This window comes from Allomuricauda sp. XS_ASV26 (genome assembly GCF_041224615.1).
GTDB classification, from domain to species: Bacteria; Bacteroidota; Bacteroidia; order Flavobacteriales; family Flavobacteriaceae; genus Flagellimonas; species Flagellimonas alginolytica.
In genome coordinates this window covers 205618-226103 of record NZ_JBGFGK010000031.1, presented here as the reverse complement: position 1 = coordinate 226103, position 20486 = coordinate 205618, and the positions used below count along the sequence as shown (strand labels likewise).

The following is a 20486-nucleotide window of genomic DNA, read 5'->3' as shown; positions in this document are numbered from 1 at the left end:
GATCAAATTGTGTTCCCTGCAAAAATATAACCACAACCTTCTTCCTGTGCCCTGCCCAAGGCCCACACGCCGGAAGGAACAATCTGAATATCAGGCAATACAGCTGCTTTCCATTCCTCGTACACTTCCGATGCATCTTTGCCCATTTGTTGTGCCGCGGCTCCGCTATAGACCTTTATGGCCAAATTACAGACACAGAACATGGCCCCGCGACCGATCATATCCTTAATACCCTGTATAACAGGCATGGGGAAATCTCCCTCCTGCGGTTCATAGTACGGGTTGCGATTATATACTGTGCCGTCCGCTTTTTTTACATGGAACATAGTGCCCAAGGGGTATTTTTTCCATAGGTCGGTGTGAAAAGCAAACGGAATAGCGTCGTGCCGTAGTACCGTCATGGCCGTTATTTCATTATCCATGGAACCCATCTCGTTGTTGGACAAATAATAGGCCCAGTTCCAAATTATGGGAAATCCGTGATGTGGATATGAACCATCGTATACCACTCTATGTTTTCCTTTTATTGTTTTCATCCATGCCTCCGCATCGTTCATTTCCGACTCGGTGTAATCGGCCATCCCCGCTAAAACGGGATTGGTAAAGGTCATTAATGTGGATGCAGAGGCACCCAGCATCATAGCTCCCATAAAATTTCGTCTTGATGTTGTTCTTGTTGTTTTCATTGCTTGTAGTGTTTACTTGGTTTTACGAAGTTGATGTTCCTTAAGGTAGTAATCCATGATAGGCTGGAACGGGCCTAACTGGTGCTGCTCGGGAGAGAAGGGATCCACATAAGGACCATAGGGCGTAGATACGGGTTTTTTGACCAGATCTGGAAAGTCTGCCTCTCTATTGGGCTTGGTAGGTCTTATTTTCTGATTGATGTACCCTGCCACATCGTAGGCTTGCTCGTCGGTAAGAACAGGTTTGTCGTATGTAGTGCCAAATGGCATATTACCTTTTATAAATTGGGCCGCGGTGATTACGCGGGTCATGCCCGCACCATTGTTATAGGAATCACTGCCCCACAATGGAGGGTACAGATATTGGTCGTTTTCGGCCAATAGTTGCCCCTGTCCGTCCAGACCATGACAGATAACGCAATGTTCTTTGTAAACGGATTCGCCATGAGCAAGATCTACTGCCCTATTAGGGATTTGAATCTTCAAGAAGCCCTGTCCCTCGATCTTGCCGTTCGGGGGAGTTGCTCGGCCCAACCAATCCAAATAAGCTATAAGGGCTTGCATTTCTTGTGATGCTACAGGCAATATTCTACCATTCATGCTCCGCTCCAGACAGCCATTGACCCTTTCTTCAATGGTTCCCATTTTGTTTTCTCGACCTCTAAATTGTGGGAAACGTTTTACCACACCGATCAATGGTGCCGCGAAGGGTTTGGTTCCTCCGTTTATATGGCAACTGGCGCAGGCCAAGTTATTGCCTGCATACATTTTGACTGAATCTTTTTGTTTGGGTCCTACATGCAATGTTGTATTTCTAAAAATCTCGAATCCAAGTTTGATTTTTTCATTTTTTATAGTGGATGATAGATTGTACACATTGTAATCCATACGGTATACATCATCGGGAACTGGGGCCAGGTTACCATTAGTGCTACCAATCCCAAACTGAAACAATAACAATGTAATGGCCAATATCAAAATAAGGCCTACCCCAATACCTACTTGGACCATTAACTTACGTATTTGACCGGAAAGCTCCGGAATCTTATCAGAATTGGATATTGGCGAATATTTAGGATGGTTTCCCGTCATCTACTTAGAAAAATGCACGTTGATCTTAATAAAATGTGGTGTACTTTGGGAATACAACCTTATGTACTTTTAATTGGCATGAGGGAAAAGTAGGGAATTTCTTTGGTTTAAATAACCTAATAGAACCTTGTAAATGAATACAATAAACAAGATACAAAAAGATTTTTAACGTAACGGTAAAAGTTAATAGGATTGTTACTACCATCAGCTTTAAAACAATCCCGCCTGAGTACCTCCCTTTACTCTGCCCAAGTGTTTGTAAGCAAGTTCTGTAACCTCCCTACCTCTTGGTGTTCGCATAATAAACCCTTGTTGTATTAAAAATGGTTCGTATACTTCTTCCAAGGTTTCTGCACTTTCGGATACAGCGGTTGCCAAGGTAGTTATTCCCACTGGACCTCCTTTAAACTTATCGATGATGGTGCTCAAAATTTTATTGTCCATTTCATCTAGGCCATGTGCATCCACATTAAGTGCTTTGAGTCCAAATTGTGAAATCTCGAGATCTATGTTGCCATTCCCTTTGATCTGGGCAAAATCCCGGACCCTTCTTAAAAGTGCGTTGCAAATTCTCGGTGTCCCCCTGCTTCGTCCCGCAATTTCGATGGCTGCATCGTTGGTAATGGGGACCTTTAGTATCTCGGCACTGCGCTCAACTATAGTGGACAATAGTTCGGTGTTGTAATATTCCAGCCTACTCTGTATTCCAAATCGGGCTCTCATGGGGGCAGTCAACAATCCGGACCGCGTAGTTGCCCCTATCAATGTAAAAGGGCTCAGGTTTATTTGAACGGTACGTGCATTCGGCCCCGTCTCGATCATAATATCGATTTTATAATCCTCCATGGCGGAGTACAAATATTCCTCTACAATGGGGCTCAATCTGTGGATTTCATCTATAAACAGTACATCACGTTCATCCAAATTGGTCAAAAGGCCTGCCAAATCCCCAGGTTTATCCAAAACAGGCCCAGATGTAACCTTAATATTTACTCCAAGTTCATTGGCCAATATGTGGGCCAAGGTTGTTTTACCCAAGCCGGGGGGACCATGAAAAAGAGTATGATCCAAAGCTTCACCCCTTAAATTGGCCGCTTGCACAAAAACCTTTAGGTTTTCGAGCACTTGAGCCTGTCCTGTAAAATCATCGAAGCTAATTGGCCGGAGAGCTCTTTCTATATCGAACTCTTCTGGTGATAGGTTTTCGGCGGTAGGATCTAAATTTTCGTTCATCGTTCAACAAATATAATTGAAAAGCTCTGCTATGCACAACTTGATGACCTTTTCAATTAACGGTGATTTTTAAAGCTATTCCTTTTTTATGAGTTGTACTGTGTCCAAAAACTCATCTATTGCTATCTTGGGCGTTCCGTACAGGTAAATTCTAGCATCTTGTGTTGCTTTAATAGCAATATCCTTAAATGCATAGACCCTTGCATTGGAGTTTCCGCTAATTATAAGTTGATAAGACCCTACTTCCATGGTCTCGCCCTTATATTTTGCATAATCCAATATATTGGCTTGCAACCTATCGGATGTACCTTCGATGGTCAAAGATGAATTATCTTCCAAATCCAATGCCCCAGAATCCATCTGCGCATATACATAGGCATCTGAACGGGCCCGTAAATTTACATTAAGGGAATCCACTTCCACATTAAATGTTCCACTACTGGTATCTTCCAAATTTATATCCATTATAGCTGCATTGGCCCGAATATCCAATTTGGTGTTGTTAAATCCATCCACAAACAATTGCTCGGTATCTATTACTTCGTTGGAAACCACGCTGCCGTTCTTTACTGTTATTGCCTGTAAATCTGTATAATTGATTGTAATTTCCAGTTGTTTCTTTGCCGTAATATTATAGTAAGAACTAATTACCAAAGTGCCTTCTTGCACTTCAAACTTGAGTATATCGATCAAGTTATCATCGGCGATCAAGTGATACCCTGGCCCTAGTGCTTTGTTCAATCGAATATCCAGATCATCGTTGAGCACAATGGCGTTAAAGGGAGGCAATTCTTCGCTCAGCTCGGAGACAATTCTGCTCCCCTTTATTTTAGGCTTTCGTTGTGCATTGGATAATATTGGGAAGGTGATCAATATTAAGATTACAATCTTTTTCATGATGGTTTGCTTTTTGATAAGGGGATCTTCCTTTAAAGATATACAATTCAGCATAAAATCTAATCCAATAAAAAAGCCCATCCTTATGGGACGGGCTCAGTTTGTACAATAATATATTCTTGATCTTAATGATTGAGTTCTTCCTCGTTCTCTTGCAATGGAACGTTCTGTGGAACAAAATCTTGTCCCGCAATAATATACTCACCATTTTCGTATGTCTTACTATAATCGTAAGCCCATCGGTACACATGTGGGATTTCCCCAGGCCAGTTTCCGTGGATGTGCTCGCGTGGGGTAGTCCATTCCAATGTATTTGATCCCCATGGGTTGACCGGTCCTTTTTTACCGTAGAAAATACTGGATATAAAGTTGTACACAAAAATCAATTGGGCAAGGCCAGCAATCAGTGCAAATACGGTCATTAATACTTGGACGTTGGTCAATTCATCGAACATTGGGAACGCCGTGTTTTCGTAATAACGTCTTGGTACTCCGGCCATACCTACAAAGTGCATTGGAAAGAAAACCCCATAAGCACAAACTGCAGTAATCCAGAAGTGGACGTAGCCCAAGTTTTTGTTCATCATACGGCCTTGGAACATTTTCGGGAACCAGTGATAAATTCCTGCGAACATTCCGTACAATGCGGAGATACCCATAACCAAGTGGAAGTGTGCCACTACAAAGTATGTATCGTGAACATTGATATCCAATGTACTATCTCCCAATATTATTCCTGTTAGACCTCCGGTGATAAATGTTGACACCAACCCAATGGAAAACAACATTGCAGGATTCAACTGCAGATTTCCCTTCCATAATGTAGTGATATAGTTAAAGGCCTTAACCGCCGATGGTATGGCGATCAATAATGTGGTAAATGTAAATACGGATCCTAAGAATGGATTCATACCGGACACGAACATGTGGTGTCCCCAAACTATTGTGGACAAGAATGCAATTGCCAAAATCGATGCAACCATTGCTCTATATCCAAAAATAGGTTTTCTTGCGTTTGTAGACATTACTTCGGATGTAATACCTAATGCTGGCAACAATACAATGTACACCTCAGGGTGTCCCAAGAACCAGAACAAATGTTCGTACAGTACTGGAGATCCTCCTTGGTAATGCAATACTTCTCCCTGAATAAAGATATCGGACAAGAAGAATGATGTTCCAAAACTTCTATCCATGATCAATAACAAAGCGGCAGAAAGCAATACCGGGAATGATACCACACCGATTATCGCAGTTACAAAGAAAGCCCACACCGTTAATGGCAAACGTGTCATGGACATCCCTTTTGTTCTAAGGTTGATTACCGTTACGATATAGTTCAAAGATCCCAAAAGTGAAGATGCGATGAATATTGCCATGGAAACCAACCAAAGTGTCATACCCATACCAGAACCCGGTTGGGCCATGGGCAGTGCACTCAATGGTGGATAAATGGTCCAACCTGCAGCGGCCGGTCCTGCTTCCACAAACAAAGAAATAATCATAATTACAGACGAAACAAAGAACATCCAGTAAGAAAGCATGTTCATAAATCCGGAAGCCATATCCCTTGCTCCGATTTGTAATGGAATAAGTAAGTTACTGAACGTACCACTAAGACCCTGTGTGAGTACAAAGAACACCATTAGGGTACCGTGTATAGTAACCAATGCCAAATAAATATCGGCATCCATTACACCGTCCGGGGCCCATTTCCCCAAAACAGCTTCAAATATTCCGAAAGATTCACCCGGCCAGGCCAATTGCATTCTAAACAACAATGACATGGCTATACCAATGAATCCCATAATTAGACCAGTGATGAGATACTGTTTGGATATCATCTTATGGTCCTGACTGAAAATGTATTTTGTAATGAAAGTTTCCTTATGGTGATGTCCATGATCATCGTGGTGATCATCGTGACTTACATGGGCTACTTCAGACATATTTCAATTAATTTTTTTTTGTTATTTTTTGTTGCTTGTTACTCTACCGAAGTTGTTTCTTCCAAAGCTACTTCTTCGCCGTCTTCGGTGTTGAATGCTTGCTCTCCGCTCTCGTCCACCATAACAGTTTCTTTGAACGTTTTTTGCTCGGCAAGCCACTTATTGTACTCTTCCTCGGTCTCCACTATAATCTTCATCTGCATGTTATAATGGGATTTTCCGCATATTTTGTTGCACAATAGAACATAATCGAACTCCCATGGGTCCGAATTAGGCTTACCCTCTGCAGCCCATTCTGCCCTAAGGGCATTGGTTCGCTTTACTTTGTCCGCAACATCCGGGTTTAAGCGCATTTCTTCGGTTGTAACCGTAGGTGTGAAGGAGAATTGTGTGATCATACCGGGCACACAGTTCATCTGAGCTCTAAAGTGCGGCATATATGCTGAGTGCAATACATCTTGAGACCTCATTTTAATGTTTACTTTGCGTCCAACGGGCAAGTGCAATTCCTTTACAATAATATCGTCCTCTGCATTGGGGTCGGATTCGTCCAAACCTAAAACATTTGCTTTACCTATATCAATCAAGCGTACGTTTGCATCACCCAGTACGTTATCCTCTCCGGCATAACGGGCTGTCCAGTTAAACTGCTGGGCGTATAGTTCAACGATCAACGGATCATCGTCCTCGTTAATATCCATGATATTGGTCCAAGTGTAAAGACCCCACAGAATCAAACCTGCCAACACGATTACCGGGATAATAGTCCAGATAAACTCCAGTCTATCATTATCGGCAAAAAAGAGTGCTTTTCTGCCCTTTTGCCCTCTGTACTTGTATCCGAAGTAATGCAACAAAGCTTGTGTAATGGTCTGTACAAAGAAAATTATGGCCATTGAGACCCACATCAATTGGTCGTACTCACCACCGTGCTCTGATGCCGCTTCGGGCAATAACATTTTAGAATATTTGGCAAAACTGAAAATGGTGATTCCATAGATAAAGATCAAAAAAGCAAACAATAGGTATCCATTGTTCTTGTTATCGGAATCGTTGGCTATTTCAGCGTTTTCTGTTTTAGTTTGCGATAATTCAAAAATCTTGGTCATCTGCCAAATGGCAATCGCAACCAATACTAAAACAGTCAATGTTAATAATGCAGTCATCGTATATCTATCTAAGACTTAAATCGTATTAATAATGAAAATGTCTACTCTCTTCAATAAATGGGTTTCGTTTGGGTTGTAATGGCGCTTTGGTCAACGCTGTGAATACCCAGTAAACGAACAAACCTCCAAAGAACAAAATACCTCCTATTTCTGGAAGACCAATATACCATTGATCCCCTACCGTTGCAGGCATTACCATATTAAAAATATCCAAATAGTGCCCAAACAGCACCACTATTCCCGTCATGATAACAAACCAGTTTACCCTTTTATAGTCGCTGTTCATAAGAACCAATAATGGGAACACAAAGTTAAGAACCAACATTCCAAAGAAAGGCAGTTTATAGTCCTGGAAACGGGCTATATAGTAAGTTACCTCTTCTGGTATATCCGCATACCAAATAAGCATAAACTGAGAGAACCATAAGTACGTCCAGAATATACTGATACCGAACATAAACTTGGCCAAATCGTGGATATGACTATCATTTACTTGCTCTAGATATCCTTTTGATTTTAGGTATACGGTTACCATGGCAATAACAGTGATCCCGGATACGAACATACTTGCAAAAACATACCATCCAAATAGGGTACTGAACCAGTGTGGGTCCAAGCTCATGATCCAATCCCAAGACATCATGGACTCAGAAATTAAATAGAATACCAAGAAAGCGGCAGACCATCTAAAATTCTTCACAAAATTACTGTTATCGTCCGACTCATCTTGCGCCAAGGACAATTTTCTGGAATACTGACGGTAAAAAATCCATCCACCTAAGAATATAGCTGCTCTTATCAAAAAGAAAGTTGGGTTCAAATACCCCGCCTTGCCTTGTAATAGTTTATCGTGTGCCACTGTGTCTGCATCCATCCATACGAACATGTGGTTCATGTGCAATACCGATAGCAATAATATTACAAATACAATGATACCTCCGGGAACAAGATATGCCGTAATACCCTCCATCACCCTAAAGAGCAATGGGGACCATCCTGCTTGTGCAGCACGTTGTATGGCGTAAAAGGCCAATACTCCCAAAGAAATCATAAAGAAAAAGAATGCTGCTACGTAAAGTGCGGACCATGGACGGTTTTGCAACTGGTGCAACAAATGCTCATCGTGAGAAGCATCGTGTGTTTCTCCATGTGCAGCTTCGGCTCCGTGACCTTCTGCTACGCCATGGGCATCGGCTGCTTCTGCATGCCCTCCTCCATGACCATCGTCATGCACTGCTACCATGGCCTTGGCTTCCTCCACCGTTGATGGGGCAGATACAAAACCAATTACTAGGAAAATAAATCCAAGCCCCATGGCTATGAAAGATCCAAGTCTAAGTTTGTTTGAAAAGGTATACATAGTTTCTTCTTATCCTATTATTTTGTTAGGTCTTCCTTTAATTTCATCACATATTCGGACACTTGCCACATTTCTTCTTCATTGGCGAACTGTGAGGCGTAAGAACCCATTGAGTTCAACCCGTAATAAATGGCATGATATGTAGTTCCGACAGTAATGTTTCTAGCTGCATCTGCATAGCTGGGAACACCCAATATTTTTTCTCTTTTTACAAGGTTTCCTTGACCATCTCCTTTAGCTCCGTGACATATGGCACAATAAATATCGTACAGCTCCTTGCCTCTTGCTAAATTCTTTTCACTATTGAGCGAATCCAATGGACTTGGGTTCAACCTTGCCATTTCTTTACCTTCCGGAGTGTTTTCTATTTCGTAGGGCATGTAACCTCTATTAATGGTCCCCTCTACGGGCAACATGGCCTCTGTTCCATCAGGAAACAATCCATTATCAACACCTTGATAAGTTTCGTACCCTACGGTTTCGTACATGTTTGGCATGAATTGGTAGTTTGGACTGTTCTTATCTGCACAAGAGGCTGCAAACAGTACCAAGGCCAAAGCAAGACTTATTTTACCTAATTGCTTCATATTATTAAGACTCCTTTTCTGTAACTTTTACTTCTACCGCTCCTGTTTCCCATAACAGCTCGGCAAGTTCATTCTCGTTATCGTGAACACCTAGCTCCATCAAAAAATGGTCATCAGTGGTTCTTTTATCTGGGTTTTCCGCCTTTTTAAAGGGCCACATCCTACTTCTAAGATAAAATGTGATCACCATTAAGTGGGCTGCAAAGAAAACGGTAAGCTCGAACATAATCGGTACAAAGGCCGGCATGTTTTCCAGGTAGCTAAAACTTGGCTTACCTCCAATATCCTGTGGCCAATCCTCGATCATAATAAAGTTCATCATAACCACGGCCACGGTCAATCCCAAACATCCATACAGGAATGAAGTGATAGCGATTCTTGTATCGGCCAATCCCATTGCTTTGTCTAGACCGTGAACAGGGAACGGGGTGTACACCTCCTCTATATGATGGTGTTCTGCCCTAACCTTTTTTACGGCATGCATCAACACATCGTCATCGGTATAAAGTGCTTGTATAACTTTTGATGCCATAATTATTTTTTATCGTTTAACAACTTCGCTTGACCCGCCCAATCGTCACGTTGCGCACGACCTGGGAACCTTCCGGTAATAGAGTCCAACAGATTATACTCCTTTTCGGTCATTCTGGCGACCTGTGCATAGGTGTAAATACCTATTTCGTTCAAGGTTCGCTCCATTTCTGGCCCAACTCCCTTGATTTCTTTCAAATCGTCCGGTGTTTCCGTAGCGGCATCGAATGTACCTATACTGCTCAGCAATTCGGTCACACCTACATTATCACCTTCTGTAGGCTTTACTTCGCCCATCAACACGTCATCCGTTATGGGCTCTTCATAACCCACTACTTTATTTACACCTTGTGGCATTTGATAAAGAGGTTGACCAGCATCCCTTAATTTTTTATACTTCTCTCCAGATGATTTCAAAATTGATTTTACCTCGGCTTGCGCTATTACAGGGAATGTTCTTGAATACAAGAGGAACAGGACAAAGAAGAATCCGATGGTTCCAATAAAAATTCCAATATCCACAAATGTTGGGGAGAACATGGTCCATGAGGATGGCAAATAATCCCTGTGCAACGATGTAACGATGATCACAAAACGCTCGAACCACATTCCAATGTTTACCACAATCGAAATGAAGAAAGAGAACATAATACTGGTACGCAACTTTTTGAACCACATAAACTGAGGCGAGAACACATTACAGGTCATCATTGCCCAATAAGCCCATGCATAAGGTCCTGTAGCCCTGTTCAAGAAAGCGTACTGCTCGTACTCCACTCCGGAATACCAAGCAATGAACAACTCAGTTATGTAGGCGCATCCTACAATGGAACCTGTAATCATGATTACAATGTTCATCAATTCGATATGCTGTACGGTAATGTAAGCCTCAAGATTACACACTTTACGCATAATGATCAAAAGCGTGTTCACCATGGCAAATCCAGAGAAAATTGCTCCCGCAACAAAGTAAGGAGGGAAAATGGTCGTGTGCCATCCAGGAATCACCGATGTGGCAAAGTCAAAGGATACAATGGTGTGTACAGAAAGTACCAAAGGTGTTGCCAAACCGGCCAATACCAAGGAAACTTCCTCAAAACGCTGCCAATCCTTGGCTCTACCTGTCCAACCAAAGCTCAATAAGCTATATATTTTCTTCTGGAATGGTTTTACCGCTCTATCGCGGATCATCGCGAAATCGGGCAGTAATCCTGTCCACCAGAATACCAACGATACAGAAAGATAGGTCGATATCGCAAATACGTCCCAAAGTAATGGTGAGTTAAAGTTTACCCAAAGGGAACCAAATTGGTTAGGAATGGGAAGTACCCAATATGCCAACCAAGGACGGCCCATGTGAATGATCGGGAACAAACCCGCCTGCACAACCGAGAAAATGGTCATAGCTTCCGCCGAACGGTTAATTGCCATTCTCCATTTTTGACGGAAAAGCAAAAGTACTGCTGAAATCAGTGTACCTGCGTGACCAATACCTACCCACCATACAAAGTTGGTAATATCCCAGGCCCAGTTTACGGTTCGGTTAAGACCCCAAACCCCAATACCTGTTGAAATGGTGTAAATGATACATCCTAGACCCCAAAGGAATGCCACTAATGCGATAGAAAAAACAATCCACCATTGTTTGTTGGCCTTTCCCTCAACCGGACGGGCAATATCCACGGTTACATCGTGGTAACCTTTGTCTCCGACTACTAAGGGCTTTCGAATAGGTGCTTCGTAATGCGACGCCATAATTTATCTTCTAGTTACTTCTTTTTTTATTGATTAAGCCTCGTTGGTGTTTCTTACCTTAACATGGTAGAACACGTTTGGTTTTGTTCCCACATGCTCCAACAAATGGTACATCCTATCATCCTCTTTCAATTTGGCCACTTTACTATCGTGATCGTTTACATCGCCGAACACCATAGCCCCGCTGCTACATGCTGCAGAACAAGCAGTTTGGAACTCACCATCTTTCAGCACTCGACCGTCTCTCTTCGCGTCCAAAATGGTCTTTTGGGTCATTTGGATGCACATTGAGCATTTTTCCATAACCCCCCTAGAACGCACATTAACGTCTGGATTAAGTACCATTTTACCCAAATCATTGTTCATATTAAAATCGAACTCGTCGTTGTTATTGTACAAGAACCAGTTGAATCTACGAACTTTATAAGGACAGTTGTTGGCACAGTATCTTGTTCCTACACAACGGTTGTAAGCCATATGGTTTTGACCCTGTCTACTATGCGATGTTGCCGCTACCGGACAAACAGTTTCACAAGGTGCATGATTACAATGTTGACACATTACCGGCTGGAAGGCTACCTGTGGATTGGCCGACGGATCTTCCATCTCCCTAAAGCCTCCAAGAGAACCATTTTCTCCCCAAAGGCCATCCATGCCTTCTTTCTTCTCGTTATCTTGCTCAAAGGTCTCTTCGGAAGAGTAGTACCTGTCTATTCGCAACCAGTGCATATCTCTGGAACGGCGCATCTCCATCTTTCCGACAACCGGAACATTGTTCTCGGCATGACATGCGATGACACAAGCACCACATCCGGTACATGCATTTAGATCGATGGACAAGTTAAAGTGATGCCCTATACTTCTATCAAACTCCTCCCAAAGGTCTGCATCTGGAGAGGTAACAGGTATTTCCTGATGATTCAATGATACATGCGGCATTGGGTTCCATTCCGCATGATCTTTGGTATTGAAAATCTCCAAAGTAGTTTCTTTGATGATATCCCCCCTACCCATCAGTGTTTTTTGAGATTGCACACAGGCAAACTCATGAACTCCTGCTGATTTTTCTATCGTAACCGACTGTACATCGGAAAAATTACTATATAAAGCGTATGCATTGACCCCTGTGGCCATCTCTTGCTGCATTCCGGCTTTTTTACCGTATCCAAACGAAAGCCCTACAGTACCCACTGCTTGTCCTGGCTGAACGATCACAGGAACATTCTCCAGGACCTTTCCATCAACAGTAAGATTGACATAACTACCATTTAGACCGCCATCGGCCACTATGGTGTTCTCCAATCCCCAAGTTTCAGCATCGGCCTTGGAAACGGTAACATAGTTGTCCCAAGACACCCTCGAAATCGGATCAGGGAACTCTTGCAACCAAGGGTTGTTCGCCTGGCGACCGTCGCCCATACCCACTTTTGAGTAAAGTACCAGCTCCGTGCCCGGGCTTGTGGAATTCACCAAAGAACGTATCGCGGACGCTATTGGTACAATTTCCGGTTGCTCTTCCTCGCCTTCATTCACCGAAGCAACCTCGTCATTTTCTGTATTCATCACGGAAACCTCAAATACCCCATCCTGCAAAGCTTTGTTCCAAGAACCTCCTTGCAGAATAGCAGTATTCCAATTTTCCTTAATGTATTCGTAGTATGTTTTTTCCACACCCATCCATTTCAAAAGTGCCGTCTGAAACTGTCTCGTATCAAACAACTCACGAATGGCTGGCTGCATTAAACTATATTGTCCTTTTTTGAACTCTGCATCGCCCCATGATTCCAAATAATGGGATGATGCCGCCACATAATCGGACGACTGTGCCGTCTCATCATTATTGAACGCAAAAGCTACAGAAATATCTACCTGATCCAAACCAGCAACAAACTCTTCTGCATTTGGCAATGAATACGCTGGATTTACACCGTCGGTAATCAACATACCTACACGACCGGCATTCATATCCGATATCAATTTATTCACCTTTGCAGCATCTCCTTGGCGCACATATTTTGGCTTGATCGGATCAAATGCCTCACTAGCCAACAATTTATTGATCGCCAATACAACGGATTGTGCATTCTCATCATTTAATCCGGTAACAACAACTGCTTTGCTGCCTGCTTTTTTGATTTCGGCAGCAACTTGGTCCACGGCAGCATCCACATCAGATGTACCACCACCTACACTGCTACCATTTAACTTGCCATACAATTTGGCCAGCGCAATTTTCTGCTGGGTTGGGGTCATTGGATATCTCTTGTCGGCATTGGCGCCGGCCAAGGACATATTGGACTCCATCTGAATATGCCTGGACATTTTCCCGTTCTTTGGAATACGTCCTTTTGCATAACCGGAATCATAGCCCCCACCTTGCCAATCTCCCAAGAAATCAGCTCCGAAGGACACTATCAATTCAGCTTTTTCAAAATCATAATCGGCCAAGGCACGTTCACCGTACACCTTATTAAATGCATTAAGTGCAGCATCTTCGGAAATTGCATCGTAAACCACGTGGTTCACGTTTTCTCCGTAAGCCTCTTTAAATTCGGAAATTAATTTTGCTGTGGACGGACTTGCATATGTCTGCGTCAAAAGGGCAATTTGCTTACTGGAACCCTTCAAAGAGTTCAGCTTGGCCATCACCGTAGCATCCAGCACCTTCCACTCCATAGGCTCACCATTGGCCATTGGCCCTTGGACCCTTTTACTATCATACAGAGACAAAACAGAGGCTTGCACTCGCGCATTGGCCCCACCATTTACCTTTGCATCTGTATTGTTTTCAATTTTTATCGGTCTTCCCTCACGGGTCTTCACCAAAATACTGGCAAAATCAAAACCATCCGCTATAGTTGTAGCATAGTAATTGGCCACACCCGGAACAATATTGTCCGGCTGGACCACATACGGTATAGATTTGTGAACAGGTCCCTCGCACGCTGCAACGGTTGCTGCCGCAGTACTGAAGCCGACATATTTCAAGAAATCCCTTCTTGAAGTATTGGAGGCGGACAGTTTTTCCTTGTCCCCCAAAAAGTCATCAACGGGAATCTCCTCTGTAAACTCGTTGTTTCTTAGCGCCTCAACAATGGAATCGTTCGGATTCAACTCCGCTTCACTTTTCCAATATTTTTTGTTTGATGCCATACGATATATCTGAGATTATCTTCTTTTAATTCTTAATAGTGACACTTACCACACTCCAAACCGCCCATCATGGCAGCGGTCAATTCCTCAACACCATACTTTTTGGACAATTCTTCATGAATTGCCTCGTAGTAATCATTACCTTCAACCTTCACATTGGTCTCCCTGTGACAATTGATACACCAACCCATAGTCAATGGAGCATGCTGATACATAACTTCCATTTCCTCTACTGGACCGTGACATGTCTGACACTCAATTCCTGCAACGGATACGTGCTGAGAGTGATTAAAGTATGCGAAATCCGGTAAGTTATGGATTCTAACCCACTCCACTGGTTGTGTTTCACCAGTATAGCTTTGGTTTTCCTCGTCCCAACCGACCGCTTTGTACAATTTCTTGATTTCGCCCGTATAAAATTCATTGGTATATCCATTGGCCAAATCTTCAGCTGAAGGACCTTCTGGATTACCGGTGTATTCGTAGATAGATTTGTGACAGTTCATACAAACATTAAGGGAAGGAATCCCGGAATGCTTGGAAGTCCTTGCGGAAGAGTGACAATACTTACACTCAATCTTATTATCTCCAGCGTGAATTTTGTGCGAATAATGGATTGGCTGAACCGGGGCATATCCCTGATCGATACCTACCTGCATCATCCAACCGTAAGCAAAGTACGCACTTGCCAAAAGCAAGAACACTACACTTACCAGCACCAAGAACTGATTTTGAACAAATGCTTTCCAAATTGGCAAGCGCTTTTCTTTCTCCTGCGCAATTACAACACCATTTGCTTCGGCTATTCTGCGCAAGGTCTTGTTCACCAAGATCAACATCATGACCAACAGACCGAACACCAACACCAATGCGCCAAGTATCATTTCGTTGGAAATACCGGAAGTTGATCCACCAGCATCACCTCCAGTGGCGGCAGCAGCTGTAGCAGCTGCAGGCGCGGGCGGCGGAGCGGCAGTATACGCCAAAATATCATCGATATCCTGATTAGACAACGTCGGGAACGGGGTCATTGCCGCTTGATTGTACTCTGCGTATATTTTTACAGCATAAGCATCTCCAGCGGAAATCATGGCAGGACTATTCTTGATCCATTGATAGATCCATTCCTTGTCCAAACCTTCATCCTCAGCCAACCTTGTTTCTACATTGGCCAGTGCAGGCCCCGTCATTTTACGCTCCAATGCGTGACAGGCGGCACAGTTCTGATTAAACAGTTGTTTCCCCTTTACCGGGTCTCCTCCGACAGCTTCCACTGTTTGTTCAGCAGCGGCATCAGCCTCTTCTTGAGCATAAAAAGATGTGGAGAACAATAGGAAAGTTAAACCTAAAACTTTTGAAAATAGATGGCGGTATAAAACCTTTTTCATATTCGTGAAATTTCTATCGAAATCCTTGGCACGATTCTTTCTATTGAGTTTGAGAACAATAGCTTTTCACCCTACCAAGAGTGGTCACAAAAGTAAGACATACAAGCATTTTTTGAAATGTTAAGGTATTTATAACTCATAATTTATAAAGATTCTAAATAACTTTGCTTCAACTTGTTTAACCTATAATAATTTACTTTTGCAACAAGCGTTATAATCACAATACTGAAACACTATGAAAACCACGCTATTCACAGCACTAATTATAGGCTTTGCCACTCACCTTTCGGCACAGCAAGCCCAAGTGACCATTCAACAAGACCCGAAAATCGATCAATTGGTTCAACTGTATGCCAAGGTAAATGCAAACAGTGGTTTTTATCAAATACAAGTGGGCTTTGGGAGTTTTGAAAAGGCTCAAGACCTATTGAACCAAGTAGAAGTAGATTTCCCTGACTGGTATTCCAAAATAGAGTTTGAATCTCCCACCTACCGTGTAAGGCTAGGAAAATTTAGGACCAAATTGGAGGCCGAGAGGAAATATCTTGAAGTACGAAAAAAATATCCGGACGCCATGCTCCTGAAACCTGAAGAAAGCACTTCTAAATAACTAAAAAACCCGCTCGATGAGCGGGTTTTTTTAATTAGAATTATACTCGTTACAGCTTTTTCTTCACTGCCACTTCTTGGAAGGCCTCTACTATATCCCCTTCCCTAATATCGTTGTAATTCTTGATCTGTAGTCCGCAGTCGTATCCTTTGGAAACTTCTTTTACATCATCCTTGAATCGCTTCAACGAGGCGAGCTCCCCGGTATAGATTACTACACCATCCCTGATCAGCCTAATATTGGAGTTTCTAAAGATTTTACCACTGGTGACCATACATCCAGCAATGGTTCCCACTTTCGAAATCTTGAAAGTCTCCCTAATCTCGGCATTACCGGTGATTTCTTCTTTCATCTCTGGAGACAACATGCCTTCCATCGCATCTTTAAGATCGTTGATGGCGTCATAAATAATGGAGTAGGTCCTGATATCGATCTCCTCTTTATCGGCAATGGTTCGAGCATTGCCCATCGGCCTTACGTTAAATCCGATTATAATCGCATCGGAGGCACTAGCCAACAATACATCGGATTCTGTTATCGCTCCTACGCCTTTATGTATGATGTTGACTTGTATCTCATCTGTGGACAATTTTTGGAAGGAATCCGTTAAAGCTTCTACAGAACCATCTACATCACCTTTTAGGATAATGTTCAGCTCCTGGAAGTCACCCAACGCAATTCTACGTCCAATTTCGTCCAATGTAATGTGACGTTGTGTTCTTACGGATTGTTCGCGTTGTAATTGGGAACGTTTTGCCGCAATTTGCTTGGCTTCCCGCTCATCTTCCAACACATGGAACTTATCACCTGCCTGCGGCGCCCCGTCCAATCCCAAAATAGATATTGGCGTGGAGGGTCCGGCACTTGTAATATTATGTCCTCTTTCATCTTGCATGGCCTTAACTTTACCGCTACAGGTTCCCGCCAATACATAATCACCAATGTTCAATGTACCGGTCTGGACCAAAATGGTCGCCACATAACCCCGGCCTTTGTCCAAAAATGCTTCTACCACGGTTCCCGTTGCCAAACGTTCTGGATTTGCTTTCAATTCCAATAACTCGGCCTCAAGCAAAACTTTTTCCAAAAGCTCTTGAACTCCTTGACCAGTTTTTGCGGAAATATCGTGCGATTGCACTTTACCCCCCCAATCTTCGACCAAAAGGTTCATTTGCGCCAATCCTTCTTTTATCTTATCAGGATTTGCCGTAGGCTTATCCACTTTGTTGATCGCGAATACTATGGGCACCCCGGCTGCTTGGGCATGGCTGATTGCTTCTTTCGTTTGCGGCATGATATCGTCATCCGCTGCAATTACGATAATGGCAATGTCGGTTACCTGTGCTCCACGAGCCCTCATTGCGGTAAACGCTTCGTGACCCGGAGTATCCAAGAAAGCGATTCTTTGACCATCTTCCAGTGATACACCGTAGGCTCCAATATGCTGCGTAATTCCTCCACTTTCCCCTGCGATTACATTTTCTTCACGAATGTAATCCAGAAGCGATGTTTTACCGTGGTCTACGTGCCCCATTACAGTAACAATGGGCGCCCTTGGTTTCAAGTCTTCGGGAGCATCCTCCACCTCATCGATGGTTTCCTCGATCTCGGCCGTTACAAACTCGACCTCATAACCAAATTCGTCTGCTACAATGGAAAGTGTTTCAGCATCCAATCGCTGATTCATGGTTACCATGATGCCCAAAGACATACACGCTGAAATTATCTGGGTAGTGGATACATTCATCATCGTGGCAAGTTCGTTCACGGTAACAAATTCGGTCACCTTTAAAATCTTGCTTTCCAATTCCTGTTGTTCAAGATCTTTTTCCGTTTGCTGACGGTGCTGATCTCTTTTCTCCCTTCTATATTTTGCTCCTCGACCTTTGTTGGATTTACCCTGTAGTTTTTCGAGGGTCTCACGTACTTGTTTTTGTACTTCTTCTTCAGTAGGCTCTACCTTGGGTGCATTGGAACGCTGTCCTTTTCTACCCGCGCCTCCTCTGTTATTACGACCTCCACCAGCTTGTGGGCCATTCTTAACTATTCTCCTTCTTCGCTTTTTACGCTCTGCCCCATCGGAAGACCCTCCGCCAGTTTTTGACTTTTGGGTATCTTCTTTTTTCTTTTTCGCAGGCTTTTTAAATTGCGATAAGTCTATTTTGTCCCCGGTTATTTTTGGTCCGGAGAGTTTTTGATAATTGGTCTTTATGGTTCCTGTGCCTACCTCTTCCGTAGACTGCTTTTCTTCCTCTTTTACCTCGACCTTTTGCTCTGTTTTCTCTTCTGGCTTTTCTTTTACGGGAGCTGGAGCCTCGACTTTTGGCGTTTCTTTTTCAGGAGCTTTTTCAGGAGCTTTTTCCTGAACCTTTTCCGGTTCGGGTTTTGGAGCTTCCTCTTTCTTGGGCTCTTCCTTTTTAGGTTGTTCGGGTTTTTTGTCCAAATCAATTTTACCCACAGTCTTTGGACCGGATAATTCGGCCTTGGCCTTCACGACCTGCTGCTCGGCTTCTTTCTTTTCTTTGGCCAATCTGCGCTCCTCCTGCTCTTTCTCCATTCGCATTCGGATAGCTTCCTTCTCCTTTCTTTTTTCTTCACCAACTTCCTTGGAAGCAACCTTTTTGCTCTTATCCGTTTGGAATTCATCCAACAGAACTTGATACACTTCATTGGAAATCTTGGTGGTAGGACGTGCCTCTACCTCATGCCCTTCCGAGTTGAGATAGTCGACCGCTCTATCCAGTGAAATGTTCAATTCTCTAAGAACTTTATTAAGTCGTATTGTTGGATTTTCTGCCATAAATTATTTTACTTGCCCTAATTTTTCGCTGCTAATATAAGCCTAATCTTCAAATTCTTCCTTGAGGATACGAACTACCTCTTGGATTGTTTCTTCTTCAAGATCTGTTCGTTTCGCCAAATCTTTTACGTCCTGCTCCAAAACGCTGCGTGCAGTGTCCAATCCTATTTTCTTGAACTCCTCTATTACCCAGCCTTCTATTTCATCGGAGAACTCTGTAAGCTCAACATCTTCCTCTACACCTTCCCTAAACACATCTATCTCATAACCAGTCAATTGACCAGCCAATCTAATATTATGACCTCCTCTACCAATAGCCTTGGACACTTCCTCTGGCTTTAGATAAACTTGAGCTGTTTTCTTCTCCTCGTTCAACTTAACGGATGATACTCTGGCAGGACTTAGTGCCCGGGTAACCATTAGTTGGGGATTATTGGTCCAGTTGATTACATCGATGTTCTCATTACCCAATTCACGGACAATTCCATGGATCCTTGAACCTTTCATACCTACACAAGCCCCAACGGGATCGATCCTATCATCGTAAGAGTCCACAGCGACCTTTGCTTTTTCGCCTGGAATACGAACGGCTTTTTTAATGGAGATCAAACCATCGAAAACTTCAGGAATTTCCTGAAAGAACAATTGCTCCAAGAATTTCGGGGAAGTTCTGGACATTATGATCGCCGGCTTGTTTCCTTTAAGTTCCACGCTTTCAATAATACCTCGTACGTTATCTCCTTTACGGAAAAAATCGGCCGGGATTTGTTTTTCTTTTGGAAGAATGATCTCGTTGCCTTCGTCATCCAACAAAATTACGGCACGGTGCCTAATATGATGCACCTCTGCCGTATAAATCTCACCCTCCAAGTCTTTAAATTGCTTGTAGATAGTGGTATTATCGTGCTCATGGATCTTAGAAATCAGGTTTTGGCGCAATGCCAATATCGCTCGCCTACCCAAATCGATCAATTTCACTTCTTCGGAAACATCTTCACCCACCTCAAAATCCGGCTCTATTTTCCTGGCCTCGGACAAGGAAATTTCTTCATTTGGCTCCTCTACCTCGCCATCTTCGACCACGATTCGGTTTCTCCAAATTTCCAAATCACCTTTATCGGGGTTGATAATGATATCAAAATTGTCGTCAGAACCAAATTTTTTCTTGAGCGCACTTCGGAAGACTTCTTCCAAAATCGCCATAAGGGTCACCCTGTCAATAAACTTATCGTCCTTAAACTCCGAAAAGGATTCGATGAGCGCTAGGTTTTCCATA

The 20486-nt window shown here is 43.0% G+C and carries 15 protein-coding genes; 1 reads left to right on the top strand and 14 read right to left on the bottom strand.

What is annotated here, in order from left to right:
* Window positions 1–2: 2 nt before the first annotated feature.
* The 12 genes from AB9K32_RS08510 to AB9K32_RS08455 all read right to left on the bottom strand — a co-directional run bounded on the left by AB9K32_RS08510 (window position 3) and on the right by AB9K32_RS08455 (window position 15800).
* Window positions 3–686 carry a Tat (twin-arginine translocation) pathway signal sequence containing protein gene (locus AB9K32_RS08510; RefSeq protein WP_369884938.1) on the bottom strand — a complete coding sequence of 228 codons (684 nt, stop codon included), beginning with the start codon at window positions 684–686 and terminating at the stop codon, window positions 3–5.
* Window positions 687–698: 12 nt separating this feature from the next.
* Entirely contained in the window at window positions 699–1778 is a 1080-nt protein-coding gene (locus AB9K32_RS08505) for a c-type cytochrome (RefSeq protein WP_369884937.1), read from the bottom strand.
* A 210-nt stretch (window positions 1779–1988) separates the two neighbouring features.
* Window positions 1989–3011 carry a Holliday junction branch migration DNA helicase RuvB gene (gene ruvB, locus AB9K32_RS08500; protein ID WP_293296657.1) on the bottom strand — a complete coding sequence of 341 codons (1023 nt, stop codon included), beginning with the start codon at window positions 3009–3011 and terminating at the stop codon, window positions 1989–1991.
* 75 nt (window positions 3012–3086) lie between these two features.
* Window positions 3087–3908 carry a GIN domain-containing protein gene (locus AB9K32_RS08495; RefSeq protein ID WP_369884936.1) on the bottom strand — a complete coding sequence of 274 codons (822 nt, stop codon included), beginning with the start codon at window positions 3906–3908 and terminating at the stop codon, window positions 3087–3089.
* Between the two features lie 125 nt (window positions 3909–4033).
* Window positions 4034–5857 carry a cbb3-type cytochrome c oxidase subunit I gene (locus tag AB9K32_RS08490; RefSeq protein WP_224835454.1) on the bottom strand — a complete coding sequence of 608 codons (1824 nt, stop codon included), beginning with the start codon at window positions 5855–5857 and terminating at the stop codon, window positions 4034–4036.
* Window positions 5858–5895: 38 nt separating this feature from the next.
* On the bottom strand, window positions 5896–7023 hold the full coding sequence (locus AB9K32_RS08485) for a cytochrome c oxidase subunit II (RefSeq protein WP_224835455.1): 1128 nt from the start codon (window positions 7021–7023) through the stop codon (window positions 5896–5898).
* A 28-nt stretch (window positions 7024–7051) separates the two neighbouring features.
* Window positions 7052–8386 carry a quinol:cytochrome C oxidoreductase gene (locus tag AB9K32_RS08480; RefSeq protein ID WP_224835456.1) on the bottom strand — a complete coding sequence of 445 codons (1335 nt, stop codon included), beginning with the start codon at window positions 8384–8386 and terminating at the stop codon, window positions 7052–7054.
* A gap of 17 nt (window positions 8387–8403) precedes the next feature.
* Window positions 8404–8973, bottom strand: coding sequence for a c-type cytochrome (locus tag AB9K32_RS08475; RefSeq protein ID WP_252078982.1), 570 nt, complete (start codon window positions 8971–8973; stop codon window positions 8404–8406).
* 4 nt (window positions 8974–8977) lie between these two features.
* Window positions 8978–9505, bottom strand: a complete 528-nt coding sequence (locus AB9K32_RS08470; protein WP_224835458.1) for a DUF3341 domain-containing protein — start codon at window positions 9503–9505, stop codon at window positions 8978–8980.
* Between the two features lie 2 nt (window positions 9506–9507).
* Window positions 9508–11259: an NrfD/PsrC family molybdoenzyme membrane anchor subunit gene (gene nrfD / locus AB9K32_RS08465; RefSeq protein WP_369884935.1), complete on the bottom strand. Its 1752-nt coding sequence runs from the start codon at window positions 11257–11259 to the stop codon at window positions 9508–9510.
* Window positions 11260–11292: 33 nt separating this feature from the next.
* On the bottom strand, window positions 11293–14412 hold the full coding sequence (locus AB9K32_RS08460; RefSeq protein ID WP_369884934.1) for a TAT-variant-translocated molybdopterin oxidoreductase: 3120 nt from the start codon (window positions 14410–14412) through the stop codon (window positions 11293–11295).
* A gap of 32 nt (window positions 14413–14444) precedes the next feature.
* Window positions 14445–15800 (bottom strand): c-type cytochrome, encoded by a 1356-nt coding sequence (locus AB9K32_RS08455; protein WP_369884933.1) that lies wholly within the window; start codon window positions 15798–15800, stop codon window positions 14445–14447.
* Window positions 15801–16035: 235 nt separating this feature from the next.
* Here AB9K32_RS08455 and AB9K32_RS08450 point away from each other — a divergent pair, with 235 nt between their 5' ends.
* Window positions 16036–16410: an SPOR domain-containing protein gene (locus AB9K32_RS08450; protein ID WP_369884932.1), complete on the top strand. Its 375-nt coding sequence runs from the start codon at window positions 16036–16038 to the stop codon at window positions 16408–16410.
* A gap of 49 nt (window positions 16411–16459) precedes the next feature.
* On the opposite strand, the gene infB is transcribed toward AB9K32_RS08450, so the two are convergent.
* The gene (gene infB / locus AB9K32_RS08445; RefSeq protein ID WP_369884931.1) at window positions 16460–19210 is read right to left on the bottom strand and encodes a translation initiation factor IF-2; all 2751 of its coding nucleotides are present in this window, start codon (window positions 19208–19210) and stop codon (window positions 16460–16462) included.
* Window positions 19211–19252: 42 nt separating this feature from the next.
* Window positions 19253–20485, bottom strand: a complete 1233-nt coding sequence (nusA, locus tag AB9K32_RS08440) for a transcription termination factor NusA (protein WP_224835464.1) — start codon at window positions 20483–20485, stop codon at window positions 19253–19255.
* Between the last annotated feature and the right edge of the window lies 1 nt (window position 20486).